The 14,226-nt window shown below is 39.8% G+C and carries 10 protein-coding genes; 4 read left to right on the top strand and 6 right to left on the bottom strand.

All coding sequences use genetic code 11. The features are described from left to right. From AACV33_RS19465 to AACV33_RS19490, 6 genes are all read right to left on the bottom strand, one after another. On the bottom strand, positions 1–1,991 hold a 1,991-nt coding region (locus AACV33_RS19465), incomplete at its 3' end, for a glycoside hydrolase family 2 TIM barrel-domain containing protein (protein ID WP_339379729.1). 339 nt (positions 1,992–2,330) lie between these two features. Further along, on the bottom strand, positions 2,331–3,326 hold the full coding sequence (gene ebgR, locus AACV33_RS19470) for a transcriptional regulator EbgR (protein WP_182699540.1): 996 nt from the start codon (positions 3,324–3,326) through the stop codon (positions 2,331–2,333). A gap of 184 nt (positions 3,327–3,510) precedes the next feature. Next, a complete protein-coding gene (locus tag AACV33_RS19475) occupies positions 3,511–4,851 on the bottom strand; it encodes an MATE family efflux transporter (protein ID WP_182699541.1) in 1,341 nt (446 codons plus the stop codon). Positions 4,852–4,972: 121 nt separating this feature from the next. Next, positions 4,973–5,752, bottom strand: a complete 780-nt coding sequence (locus tag AACV33_RS19480) for a 3'-5' exonuclease (RefSeq protein ID WP_182699542.1) — start codon at positions 5,750–5,752, stop codon at positions 4,973–4,975. 2 nt (positions 5,753–5,754) lie between these two features. After that, complete coding sequence (locus AACV33_RS19485) at positions 5,755–7,614, bottom strand: DUF294 nucleotidyltransferase-like domain-containing protein (RefSeq protein ID WP_182699543.1); 1,860 nt, start codon at positions 7,612–7,614, stop codon at positions 5,755–5,757. 140 nt (positions 7,615–7,754) lie between these two features. Further along, positions 7,755–9,386, bottom strand: a complete 1,632-nt coding sequence (locus AACV33_RS19490) for a sodium/sugar symporter (protein WP_182699544.1) — start codon at positions 9,384–9,386, stop codon at positions 7,755–7,757. A 253-nt stretch (positions 9,387–9,639) separates the two neighbouring features. On the opposite strand from AACV33_RS19490, the gene galE reads away from it, so the two are divergent. From galE to galM, 4 genes are all read left to right on the top strand, one after another. Continuing rightward, positions 9,640–10,650, top strand: coding sequence for a UDP-glucose 4-epimerase GalE (galE, locus tag AACV33_RS19495; RefSeq protein ID WP_182699545.1), 1,011 nt, complete (start codon positions 9,640–9,642; stop codon positions 10,648–10,650). Positions 10,651–10,736: 86 nt separating this feature from the next. After that, positions 10,737–11,786: a UDP-glucose--hexose-1-phosphate uridylyltransferase gene (locus AACV33_RS19500; RefSeq protein ID WP_182699575.1), complete on the top strand. Its 1,050-nt coding sequence runs from the start codon at positions 10,737–10,739 to the stop codon at positions 11,784–11,786. A gap of 74 nt (positions 11,787–11,860) precedes the next feature. Next, positions 11,861–13,021, top strand: a complete 1,161-nt coding sequence (gene galK, locus AACV33_RS19505) for a galactokinase (RefSeq protein ID WP_182699546.1) — start codon at positions 11,861–11,863, stop codon at positions 13,019–13,021. A 10-nt stretch (positions 13,022–13,031) separates the two neighbouring features. After that, positions 13,032–14,093, top strand: coding sequence for a galactose-1-epimerase (gene galM / locus AACV33_RS19510; RefSeq protein WP_182699547.1), 1,062 nt, complete (start codon positions 13,032–13,034; stop codon positions 14,091–14,093). Positions 14,094–14,226 lie beyond the last annotated feature (133 nt).

Below are 14,226 nucleotides of genomic sequence, written 5' to 3' on the forward strand. Positions count from 1 at the left end.
AGTGCGATTTCAATATCACGGCTTGAGTTTTCAGCTAAACCTTCTACTTTAAGCGTGGTGCTTTGCAGTGTTTCGCCTTCAGCACGGATCTCTGCGGTAATGGTGTAGTCATCAAGATTTGAGAACCACAGTTTGTTATCTACCGTGAAAATGCCGTTTGCTGCGTCTTTCGCTTGGATTTTAACTGGCGCGATAACTTGTTTGTACTCTTTCAGGCCTGGACCTGGAGTTTGATCTGAGTAAACTAAGCCATCCATACAGAAGTTGTAGTTGTTTGGATAATCGCCGTAATCGCCACCGTATTTTAAGAACTCAGTGCCGTTTTCATCTTTAGCTAGGATGCCGTGATCACACCATTCCCAAACATAATGTCCTTGAATAGAGTCATGCTTGTAGAACACGTTTTGGTATTCAGTTAACCCACCTGGGCCGTTACCCATTGCGTGTGCGTATTCACAAATGATGCGTGGTTTATTATGAGGGTGCTCACCAAAGGCATTCATTAGTTGAGCACGAGAGTACATAGTACTGATGATATCAACCACTTCTGCATCACGGTCTTCTTCGTAATGAACTAGGCGTGTGTCATCAATCGCTTTTGCAGCATCGTACATTGATTTGATATTACAGCCGTAACCCGATTCATTACCCAGTGACCACATGATGATTGATGCGTGGTTCTTTTGAGCGTGAATATGGCGCTCAATACGTTCAACAAATACGTGTTCCCATGCAGGATCATTGGTGATGCGGCTTAAATCTCCAACGTTAGCAAAGCCGTGTGTTTCTACATCGGTTTCACCCATAACAAATAAGCCGTATACATCACACAGTTCATAGAAACGAGGATCGTTAGGGTAGTGAGCAGTACGTACAGAGTTAATGTTGTGTTGCTTCATCAATACGATGTCTTTCTCAACACGATCCATACCTACAGCACGACCTTTTAAGTGGTCGTTATCGTGACGGTTTACGCCATGCAGCATTACGTATTTGTTGTTGATGTAGAACAGGCCATCACGCACTTTAATGTCGCGGAAACCAACGCGGTTTGGGATGATTTCTAGTGTTTTACCGTTTTCATCTTTTAGAGTCAGAACCAATTGGTATAGGTAAGGATTTTCTGCCGTCCAATGCGTTGGGTTTTCCATATCAATCTTGATATCGACACTATGGTTCGCATCAAAAGAAAGCGAATTTACAGAACCTTCAGAAATGGCAGTCTTACCGTCAAACAGTGCATACTCAAGTGAATAGTTAGAGATTGAGCTGTTTGTTAGGTTTTCTAATTCAGCTTTACAAGACAATGTAGCACTTTGATAGTTTTCATCAAAATCAGTGCGAATAGTAATGTCTTGAACATGAACTTGCTCTTTACCAACTAGGTAAACGTCACGGAAGATACCGCCTGTCCACCACATATCTTGGTCTTCAATATAGGTTGAATCAGCCCATTGCATTACACGAACAGAAAGCAGGTTTTCACCTTGTTGTGCAAATTCAGAGATATCAAATTCAGCAGTTAAACGACTGCCTTTACTAAAACCAACGTAGTTACCGTTTACGTACACTTCAAAGTAAGTTTCTACGCCATCAAATTTGATAATAGTTTGTTTGTCGTTCCACGTTTCGCCTAGAGTGAATGTACGTTGGTAAGCGCCTGTTGGATTATCACTTGGTACAAAAGGAACATCGATAGGGAAAGGAAAACCTTCATCTGTGTATTGAAGATCGCCATGACCTTCCATTTGCCACATGTTAGGAACAGTAATATTGCCCCAATCGCTCATGTGATCAGAGTAGAACTCGTCAGGTACAAGCAGTGGGTTAGTGAAGAAGTTGAAAGTCCATTGGCCACTTAATAGTTGGTAGTGGCTGCTTAATTCACGTTGGAATGTCTTTGCAGTTTGAACTGAGTCGTATGAGAAGAAGTAAGCGCGTGGTGCCATGCGGTTCTCATTTAAACGGAAGAAGTTTTCCCAATTGTTCACGTGTAGCCTCCCGGTCGATGCCGATAGTTCTTATAAATAGGTAATAAATCAATCTCTGGTAAAAGATATTAACTAAAGTTTTAGTAAAACAAATCGGTAAATTGTTTTACTTTTAACTTGGTCACATAATGAACTGAGCTTTGTGAGCTTGGTAACGTTAATCTGAGTTGTAGAAACAATTCATTAACTTTAATTGATTAATAAATAGATAAAATAAGTGTGAAGTGATGCGGTATTGTGCAGGAATAGAAAAGAGTAGGGTAATTCGTTAAAATTTAGATGTAAAAAAAGCAACGTATCAACGCTGCTTTTATAAAAGTGAATCAGTGTATTTGTAATTTATTTTTTAGTGGTATCACGTAAACGTAACTTACTAGGAATATACGCTCTGATTGGGATGACTCGTTCATCACGGCGACGTTCTATCAATAAGTTAACGCCTTGGCTTCCCATTAATTCTGAATGAATGCGAACGGTAGAGAGAGAAGGGAAGGTAAACTTCGCTGTCGGAATATCATTCACACTGATTAACGCGATGTCTTCAGGAATACGTAAGCCTTTCTCATGAATTGCACGCAACACACCAATAGCGATTGAATCTGAGGCAATAAATAACGCACTTGGGTGATCGGTTTCTAACATGATTTTTGCAAGCTTATAGCCTGATGAGCTTGAAAATGCACCACGATATAAATCAGATTCAGATACTACGCCTTTTAATTGGCCGTATTCAGTAAAGACTTCTTCTCGAATATCAGAGCAATCAATATCATCTTGCCCACCAATAAAGCCAATGCGATCGTAGCCTTGATTGATAAAGTAGTTGATCACTTCTTTACTGATCCTTGTTAGATCAATATCAACAGAATCAAACTCTTGGTCGTGATCAGTGTAATCAATATAAACAATATTATTGCAGATCTTTTGAATCTCTTTCAGCTGCTTTTTATTTTGGCGGCCAACGAGTAAAATACCATCAACGTTATGGTTTTTAATATCAAGATTACTTTCATAGCTATTGGTTAATGCGATATCAAATTTATCACATTGGGTTTCAATACCATGACGTATAGCGAGGTAGTAGGGGTCATTTACTTCTGTTTCTTGCTTATAATTATAAAGCGCTAAAAAGTGAAGATTCTCTTGTACTTGTTTTGGCAATGCGGCTGCTAGTTTTCTGGTGCTGCTGGTCTTGTACTCTAGCTTTTCTGCAATTTCAAAAATACGTCGTCTGGTTTCTTCTTTTACGCTTAGCGTTGGATCTTCATTTAATACACGAGATACTGTCGCCAATGAAACTCCAGCTTCGTTGGCTATTTCCTTTAACGTTGCCATTCATCCTCCAGCCATAACGTTTTTAATCTATTACTTCTCATAGTACTGAATTAGCACTTACTACGATACTAAAATTATCATGAATTTAGTAAAACTTTTATTATATGAGAGACAAAGTCATCGTATGTTATCGAAGACCCGCTGAGTTAGTCTCCTTTTTAGTTAACTGATTAATATATTGTTGCTATAGCGTGTATTTAATCCATTTTTTTGCTCGCCAGCGATAAGCCATAATCAATCCTCTAAACCACTCATCCATCGCAACGGCAAGCCAGGCACCTAATACGCCATAACCCCAATGTATACCTAAGAAATAACTCATTACAACACCGATGCCCCACATACTCAGTATCCCCATCTGAACAGGGAATTTAATGTCTCCTGTCGCTTTTAAGGCAGAAATAAAGATGAGATTAAATACACGGCCTGCCTCAAGCAGTATTGAGCCTGTAATTAAGCTTGCAACCAAAAGAATAACCTCAGGATCTTGGGTAAATACATCAATGATCTCGAACCGGAAAAGATAAATCATGATCGTTATCAGTAAAGAGGCAATAAAGCTGACGACAAAGTATTTTTGTACTTTCAAGGTGATGTCATCTATCCATCCTTTGCCGACAAAATAGCCAGTCTGAATTTGACTGGCTTGGCCGATAGAAAGAGCAAAGGCAAAAGAAATACGCGCAATATTCTGTGCGTAAGTGAAGGCAGTTAATGACGCGGTACCCATTTGAACGATAAAGAATACAATCGCCATTTGCGCCATATTATAAGAAAGCACTTCGCCTGAGTTCATTGCACCAATGGTTAATATTTTTTTGTATATTGCTTTTGGTACGTCACGATACTGGACTAATGGTAAGGTAATTTCTTTTTTTCGCAGCACAACTAAAAATAATAAGGTGCCGATGCATTGACTAAATACGGTTGAGATAGCAACACCAGCAACGCCATAAACAGGCAGTCCAAAAGGTTGGTACAAAGCACAGTAATTGCCGATGATATTAATCGCGCCAGCAATGAGGTTAATGACCATTGGGGATTTTGCGTATCCGTGGCTACGTAGAATTGTCGAGAATACAATACCAATGGTGATAGAGAAGGTGAATGCCCCGCTAATCAGTAAGTATTCGGTTGCGTACTGTTCTACTTGGGCTTCTAAATTATACAGAGGGATCAAATACTCAGCACCGACTACGGCAAACAAGCTGAGAAATAGCCCGACAATAATAGCCAGAAACACACTGGCAATGCCTACATGGACTACGTCGTCATAACGACCTGCACCATTGTATTGAGAGATTAATATGCCAGTGCCGCTGCTGACCATGCTAGAGACTACGATTAGGAAAAAGGATATTTGAGAAATAACCCCAACCGCAGAAACAGCGTGATCAGAATAACTAGATAGCATGAAAACATCACTGGTATTAATGGCAGTGCGAAGTAGTGTTTCAATGAATATTGGCCAAGTTAAGGCAATAATATTCATTCTTTTATTCATTGTAGCTTCGGTTCTTGGCATGGAAATACGCTCTAAATAAGAAAGCGATTAAAAATAATGACATGCCGAGGGGTCAGCATGCCATGAAAAGTGATTCAGGTTTATAAGTAACGGTTGAGATTACCGATTCTACTTAATTTGGTTATTGTGATTTTTGATATAAAAGCCCAATAGGAGCAATAGCTTGATTAAATAGTCGTTTTCTTTGTGCTAAAAAAAGTTCAGCCGTCGCAATTGCATCGACTAAGGCATGGTGAGCAGGGTAGTTAGGCAGTTTATATTGACGTCTAAGAGAGAATAAACGGAAATCTCTTTGATAGCGATTATGCTGAATTGTATTTTGCTCAATTCTCAACGTGTCTAACCAAATTATGGGTAGGGTTGGAAGTTGGTGTGACAGAAAAAATTGCTTTAAAAAACGCTGTTCTATTGTGGCACCATGAACAATTAAAATACTGTTTGGAAGGCTGGTAAAGAACCATTCCATTGCCTTTTCAATTGATATACCTGTCTTTTGCTGTTCAGGTAGTATGTGATGCAACGAACGAGCGGTATGATCTACCTCTGGATGTTCAGACCGCGAGCTTTCTATTGTTGGTTCATTGATAATGTAATGTTGAGCACTGCTAAGTTTAATTGTATTTTTAATAATATGAACCCAGCCGATACTGACAATATGGTCGCTTTCAGGGTTAAGCCCTGAGGTTTCAAAATCTACGACAGTAAAGGTCATGTTATTACTGTCTTCTTTTGGGCTTGGATAAGGAGATTTAAGTAAAACGTGTAAGTAGTTAGGCAATGTTGGACCTTGGGTAACAATTGCTTGTCTCTGTTCTTCTAAACGCGTTAATGGGTGGCGGTTAGAAAAAAGATCCATCATATGGTTAATTATGTTTTTACGCTCTAATGAGTTGTCTAACATTTTTACACACCAAACTTCATTTTCATTAATTCTTGAAAGGTTGACACAATACGGAACGCATCTTTTATATGCTGACGTTCAAAACTACCAAATAAATCTGGCTGCAATTGGTTATCAATGGGTTTTTCATTTTGTATCGCTTGTAATTGGTGCTGAAATCTCAGGCGATTAACGTAATTATAGGTTTCACTGAGATCTTGGTAAGTGACATCATTTAACACGTTATTCTCATGCAAGAACGCCATTCGCTCACTCGTGTTTAGTGCTGTTCCTCCTTCCATTAATGAATGAATACGAATGAAATCGACCATGCAAGAAATAGCGGCTTTTTTGATATTTAATACTTTATTATTATTGCCGTCCTTTTCTAATACCAAGTTTTTAAATATCCCCAGTGGTGGACGCGTTCTCAAGGTATTACGAAGCATTGCGATAGTGAGCGACATATTTTTACTTACCAATTCATGACGGCAAGCATCGACGTTCTCAAATAGGTCGTCATCACCATAAACCGGACGAATTTCTAAAAATACATTTAGATTAAGCAATAAATCGTATTCAGGATTAGTACTCCATTTACGATAATATTCCTGCCAGATGTGCGCTTTTTGGCACCATTTTGGTGTTGCTGCCATAAAGCGACCAGTACATAAGCTGTAATTTAATTCAGAAAGCGCTTTACATACGTACATTGCAAAGTGATTGAAGTAAATCCTATCAGATCCCGTAGCATCGTCTGCAAGGATGATTGCATTATCTTGATCTGAGGCTAAGTGAACTTCATTTCGAGCATGAGAGCCTGCAACTATCCAAGTAAACTTACAAGGTGGTTGACCGAATTGTTTGATCGCGAGTTCGATTAATCGATAAGTGAAGGCATCGTAAATCATACTCAGAACTTGTCCGATGATGGTTGGTGATGCGTTACTCCCCATCATGCTTTGAAATACGGCACTGCGCTGCTTAGATAAATCGATTAAAGCTGCAATCGAGTCAGCGTGACGAATTTTATCAAGTAAGAAAATAGATTGAACGCTATCGTTTTGAATTAAATGCTGCGGAGTGATAAATCCTGTGACTTGTTTTTGATTATTGAGTACAGGAATGTTTTGAATATTGTGCTTCATCATTAAATGAACGGCACTCATTACTAGCTCATCTTCATACACAGTATGGATATCTTTAGTCATGATAGAACTGATGGGTTCATGCACGTTTTTGGCTTGAGCAACAACGCGCTTAGTCATGTCTTTATCAGTAATCATTCCTATTAAAATTCTGTTTTCATCCACGATAAACGCGCAAGAAACCCCAATAACATTGCGCATTTGATGGGCGACTTCTTGAATCGTATCCGTTGGAAATACGATAGCTATTTTAGGATCTGCAATATCACTATTAGGACGAAGATAGTTTTGATGGGTATGTTGGTCACTGTCTTGTTTAGCATCTTGTGCTCGTAAGCGTGTTTTTAAACTTAGAGCAAGAGATGAAGTGACCTGAGGATAGGCATCAACAGAGGCCATCAATGACGCGTAATCAAAACGATAAAGAAGTGTGTTCTCTAAAGCAAAAATAGAGTAGCCAAATTCTGAGTCATTTTGTTGTAGGTTAAAACCAAAAATATCTTCTTCCCCTAATTTGGCTCGTAGTGTTCCATCAAGGTTATTCTGCTGCATAACGCCCGTTCGAATAATATAAAGATAGGTAGAATTATCGTCATTTGTGATGGTTTCTTCAGGACCAAGTAATAATATATCGACAGTTTGAGCGATGTCATTGAGCGCAGTGGAAGGCAATAAGTTAAAAGGATAAATTGTTTGTAAGAAGGAAACAATGTTAGGGAGGAGTTCATTATTCATAGTGGTTACACCTTCTTATTTATTCATTATGATTGTTAATTACACTTTATTTTAACCAAGTATTGAAGGCTATTCATAGTAATTACAAGGTTCAGATGATTACTATGAATAGCCTCATCACACGATGAGGCTAGAGAAGATTACCAGAATACTGAATACAGCACTGCAAGAATAATCACAACTACATAGGCTGCAATATTAAAGCTGCGCTCAGTGGTAAACATTGAAGAATCTAATGCGATAGCTTTAGGGTCATCATCATTTTCAGAAGAGCTCAAACTGGTAAATGCGATCACTGCCATTGTAAACAGTAGCGTGTAAAGCATTTGGTCCATGAAAGGCATATTCAACGGCATAAACTTCAAGAATAGCGCAAATGGGATAGATACAATCACACCAATAACTGCACCTTTACTGTTGGTTTTTTTCCAAAATAGGCCAAGTAAGAACACAGCTAAGATACCTGGGCTAACTAAACCTGTGTATTCTTGAATATATTGGAATGCTTGACCAAGATTGCTTAGCAGTGGTGCTATTAAACAAGCAATGACCAATGCAACAACGGCAGAAATACGGCCAACATTTACTAATTTATGATCACCGGCTTTTGGTCCAATAAATTCTTTGTAAATATCCATAGTGAAAATAGTGGCAGTTGAGTTCAGCATTGAAGCCAACGATGAAACAATGGCAGCAGCTAGCGCTGCAAATACGATACCTTTAAAGCCAGCAGGTAGGAATTGAGTTAGCCAAGGGTAGGCTTTATCTGCATGAGCAAGAGAGGGAACGTTAACCGTTGCTATATTTCCAAGTTGGGACATAAGCTCTGGTGAAGTAGTGATGACATAGGCGGCAATGCCTGGAACAACAACAAGGAAAGGTACAATTAGCTTTAAGAAAGCGGCAAATATAATGCCTTTTTGTGCTTCAGCAATTGATTTCGCAGCTAAGGTTCGTTGAATTATGTATTGGTTGAAGCCCCAGTAATACAAGTTTGCTACCCATAAACCACCAATGAGAACTGCGATACCCGGTAAATTTATATATTGAGGATTACTTTGGTCTAGAATCATCTCAAAGTGTTCAGGTGCTGCCGCTGCCATTTTAGACAATCCACTGAGCCAACCATCATCGCCACCAATAAAGTCAACTGCCATATAGGTAGTTAGCAGTCCGCCTAGAATAAGGAAGAATACTTGGATGACATCCGTCCAAACTACGGCAGATAAGCCACCGTAAATTGAATAAGCTAATGCAAAAACCGCTAACCCGATAATGGAATACATTAGTGGAATACCAAGGATTGTTTGTAAGGCAAGTCCGCCCAAGTATAAAACAGAGGTTAAGTTTACAAAGACATACAAGCCAATCCAGAATATAGCCAAAATGGTTTTTAAGTTTTTGTTAAAGCGTTTTTCAACAAACTCTGGAATGGTATAGATACCTTTATCAATAAATATAGGCAAAAAGTATTTACCAACAATAATTAAAGTAATTGCTGCCATCCATTCATACGAAGCAATCGCTAAACCAATCGAGAAACCTGACCCTGACATACCAATAAACTGTTCTGCTGAAATATTGGCTGCAATTAGTGACGAGCCTACTGCCCACCAAGGCAGAGATTTTCCTGCGAGGAAATAATCCTCAGTACTTTTTTTAGTGCCTTTTTTATCTCTGGAAACCCAGAGTCCCACACCAATGATGATTGCTACATAGAGAGCAAAAACAATGATATCTACAGCACCTAATCCATTTTCTACATGAGACATAGCATTAAACCTACCATTTGTTATTTTCGTTTGGATCTGGATTGTAAACGTTTACAATTTGAGCTGTGGTGATAAATGTCACAAATTGTTACATATGATTTTTATTTTAAACCTAGGAAGTAAATGACTATTTTTTTGTATTTTCGCTATTATTTACGATTCAGTGTAAACGTTTACATTTTTTGAAAGTGATCACGATATTGTTTTAAATTCGCTGATAAACTTTACTAAAATTCAGTAGGAAGGTTTAACCATGAAAGTATTAGTAACCGGCGGAATGGGCTACATCGGCAGCCATACCTGTATCCAAATGATCGAAGCTGGCATTGAGCCGATTATTCTTGATAACTTAGGAAACAGCAAAGTGGCGGTGCTTGATCGTATTGAAGAGTTAACTCAAGTTCGTCCTGTCTTTTACCAAGGTGACATTCGTGATGAAGCTGTTCTTGATGGTATTTTTGCAGAGCATACTATTTCATCGGTTATTCACTTTGCCGGTTTAAAAGCCGTGGGTGAGTCTGTTGCAAAACCTCTAGAGTATTATGACAACAATGTTAATGGCTCATTGGTGTTGGTTCGCTCAATGCGAAAAGCGAATGTGAAAAGTATTGTATTTAGCTCATCTGCAACGGTTTATGGCGACCCTGCGATTGTGCCTATTACAGAGAACTCTCCAACAGGGGCAACAACCAATCCTTATGGTCGCAGTAAATACATGGTTGAAGAGTGTTTTTCAGATTTGTTTGATGCAGAGAACGATTGGAGCATTACCTTACTTCGCTATTTCAATCCAGTAGGCGCACATCCATCAGGCACTATGGGTGAAGATCCGCAAGGCATTCCAAATAACTTAATGCCATTTATTGCACAAGTGGCTGTTGGTCGTCGTGAATCACTATCTGTATTTGGTAATGATTACCCAACCCCAGATGGCACAGGCGTTCGTGATTATATTCATGTGATGGATTTGGCGGACGGACACATTGCCGCACTAAAAACCGTGGGTGAAAAATCAGGGCTTCATATTTACAACTTAGGTACGGGTAAAGGGTCAAGTGTTTTAGAAATGGTTGAGGCGTTTGCACAAGCATCGGGTAAACCAGTTCCTTATACGTTGTGTCCTCGTCGTGCGGGTGACATTGCAGAGTGTTGGGCAAGCACAGAAAAAGCAGAGAAAGAATTAGGCTGGAAAGCGACTCGAAACGTCATGGAAATGAGCGCAGATACATGGCGCTGGCAGTCAAATAATCCAAAGGGTTATTGAGAGAGCCAAGGTTTCAGGAAGGAGAATTATAAGATAGCCCTTCCTTGAATTAGCTAATCACTTTTAAAGAATTGAGTATGAAAATCATGTCAAATGTTGAATTTAACCCAGTAGATCATCCGCATCGCCGTTATAACCCATTAACGGGACAGTGGATTTTAGTCTCACCGCACCGAGCTAAACGTCCGTGGAGTGGTCAAGATGAAAAACCATCAACGGCTGAGTTACCGCAATACGATAAAGGCTGTTTCTTATGCCCAACCAATGATCGTATTTCAGGTGATACGAATCCTGATTACAAAGGCACTTACGTATTCAGTAATGATTTTGCTGCACTGATGACGGATTCACCAGAAGCGCCAAAGTCAACAAATCCCTTATTTAGAACTGAGGGCGTTCGTGGGTTAAGTCGTGTGATTTGTTTTTCGCCAGATCACAGCAAAACCTTACCAGAGCTGCCAGTTGGTCAAATTCGTAATGTGATTGAAACGTGGAATGACCAAATTGAAGAGCTAGGTAAAGAGTACGTTTGGGTTCAAGCGTTTGAAAACAAAGGTGAGACAATGGGTTGCTCTCAACCGCACCCACACGGCCAAGTATGGGCAAACAGCTTTTTACCCAACGAAATTGAGCGCAAAGAAAAACACTTAAAAGAATATTATCAAGAACACGGCTCAAATCTATTGGTTGATTATGTTGAATCAGAATTAAACGATGGCGAGCGTACGGTTGTAGAAACAGAACACTGGATAGCGGTGGTTCCTTATTGGGCTGCATGGCCATTTGAAACCATGCTATTACCAAAAACACACATTCGTCGTATGAGTGAGTTAACAGATGAACAACGTGATGACTTGGCGTTGGCGATTAAAAAACTAACCAGTCGTTATGACAATCTATTCCAGTGTTCATTCCCATATTCAATGGGTTGGCATTACGCGCCTTTCTTTGAAGAAGGCACTGATATTGAACACTGGCAATTACATGCACTGTTTTATCCGCCACTGCTTCGCTCTGCATCGGTTCGTAAATTTATGGTGGGCTACGAAATGTTAGCCGAAAGCCAACGTGATTTAACCGCAGAGCAAGCCGCACAAAAACTGCGTGATGTGAGCGATGTGCATTATAAGGATTAGGGACTAGAGCAGGGCGCTTGCGACCGACCTGAAACCTAAAAATAGAATTCCCTACACAATTTGAGAACAAGATTATGACAAACCTAATTCAAAACGTAAAAGACGCATTCAATTTAGTACTTTCTTATGCACCAACACACATTATTCAAGCGCCGGGTCGTGTGAACTTAATTGGTGAGCACACCGATTATAACGACGGTTTCGTATTACCTTGTGCGATTAATTATCAAACGGTAGTGGCAGCAGCAAAACGTGATGACAACATCGTTCGTGTCGTGTCGGTTGATTACGGTAATGAAACCGACGAGTTTGATATCACTCAAGAGATTACCTTTCAAGAAAACAAAATGTGGGCGAACTACATTCGTGGCGTAGTTAAATGCTTAATTGGGCGTGGTTTTGAATTCAAAGGCGCAGACATTTCAGTATCAGGAAATGTTCCTCAAGGTGCTGGTCTTAGTTCATCAGCCGCGTTAGAAGTGGTTATCGGTCAAACGTTTAAAGAGCTATATAACTTAAACATTAGCCAAGCAGAAATTGCCCTAAATGGTCAGCAAGCCGAGAACGAATTTGTGGGTTGTAACTGCGGCATTATGGATCAGATGGTTTCAGCAGAAGGTAACGAAAATCACGCGATGTTACTGGATTGTCGCTCATTAGAAACAACAGCGGTAGCAATGCCAGAAAACATGTCAGTGGTTATTATTAACTCAAACAAAAAACGTGGCTTGGTTGATTCAGAATACAACACCCGCCGTGAGCAGTGTGAAGAAGCAGCCCGTATTTTTGGTGTAAAAGCCCTGCGTGATGTGTCGATTGACATGTTTAATGCCAAAGCGCATGAGTTGGATGAAATGGTCGCAAAACGTGCGCGTCATGTCATTACTGAAAATGATCGCACCGAAGAGGCCGCAAAAGTGTTAGCGTCAGGTGATATGAAACGCATGGCTGTATTGATGGCAGAATCCCATGCCTCTATGCGTGATGATTTTGAAATCACCGTAAAAGAAGTTGACGCTTTAGTCGATATCGTGAAAAACGTGATTGGTGAGAATGGCGGCGTTCGCATGACAGGTGGTGGTTTTGGTGGCTGTATTGTTGCTTTAGTGCCACCAACATTGGTTAATGACGTAAAAGCGGCAGTTGAAGAATTGTACGAATCGGCAACTGGCTTAAAAGAATCTATTTATGTGTGCCAAGCAAAAAATGGCGCAGGTCTGGTTGAAAAACACTAAAGGACAAAACATGACAGAACAATCAACATTGTTCGAAACCATGACACAGGAGGCGGCCAGAGATGGTCGCCTTGCTCAGTTATTCGAACTTAAAAATAAAAACGGAATGCGTGCCGTGTTTATGGATGTTGGCGCAACGTGGTTAAGCTGCAAAGTGCCAGTAAAAGGTCAACTACGCGAAGTATTGCTTGGTCAATCATCAATGGCTGATTTTGATAAACAACAAAGTTACATGGGCGTTACCGTTGGTCGCTATGCGAATCGAATCGCTAATGGTAAGTTTAAAATTGATGGAACTAAATACCAAGTAGATACAAATCAAGCAGGTAATACACTTCATGGTGGTACAGAAGGCTTTAATCAACGACGTTGGTCAGTGATTGAAGAAACCCCGAATAGTGTTGAATTTAACCTAGTATCTCCCGATGGCGATCAAGGGTTTCCTGGTGAATTAACCGTTAACGTAAAATACCTGCTCACTGACGATAATGAAGTTGTGATCCGTTATAACGGCAGCACCACTAAATCAACGCCGATTAACTTAACCAATCATGCGTATTTTAATTTGCTTGGTGCAGACAGTGAATATCTCGCTCTTGATCATATCTTAAGTATCAATGCCAGTGAGTATGTTCCAACAACAGACGTTGGCATACCAAAAGGGTTATGGAAAAAAGTAAAAGATACCAATTTTGATTTTACTGATCCAAAAGTGATCTCCCAAGATTTCATGCTCGATAAAGATCAAGAAAAAGCCAAAGGTTACGATCACTCATTTGTGCTTGATAAAACCTGTGCAAAAGGGGAGTGTGCCGCAAGCTTAACGTCTCCAGATAGCTTAGTTACTCTGCATGTATTGACGACAAAGCCTGCAATGCAATTGTATACAGGAAATTGGCTAGCAGGAACCCCGAATCGAGTAGGTGGGGAATACCAAGATTACTCAGGGGTAGCATTGGAAACGCAGTTTTTACCCGATGTGCTTAATCACCCTGAATGGCCGCAACCAAGTGCCCTTTTATTTCCTAGTGAAACGTATCAGCACGAGACTCGTTACCAGTTTATTGTGTAATAAAATTATCACTTATTCGTCATCTTCCCTAGCTATTACTTTGCTAGGGATTTTTCGATCAAAAAATTAATGAGGCTTAGATCATAATTAGACATGCTTTTTTATGACAAAATGCCTATGCTGATTATAGTTA

This window comes from Aliivibrio sp. SR45-2 (genome assembly GCF_963890165.1).
GTDB lineage: Bacteria > Pseudomonadota > Gammaproteobacteria > Enterobacterales > Vibrionaceae > Aliivibrio > Aliivibrio salmonicida.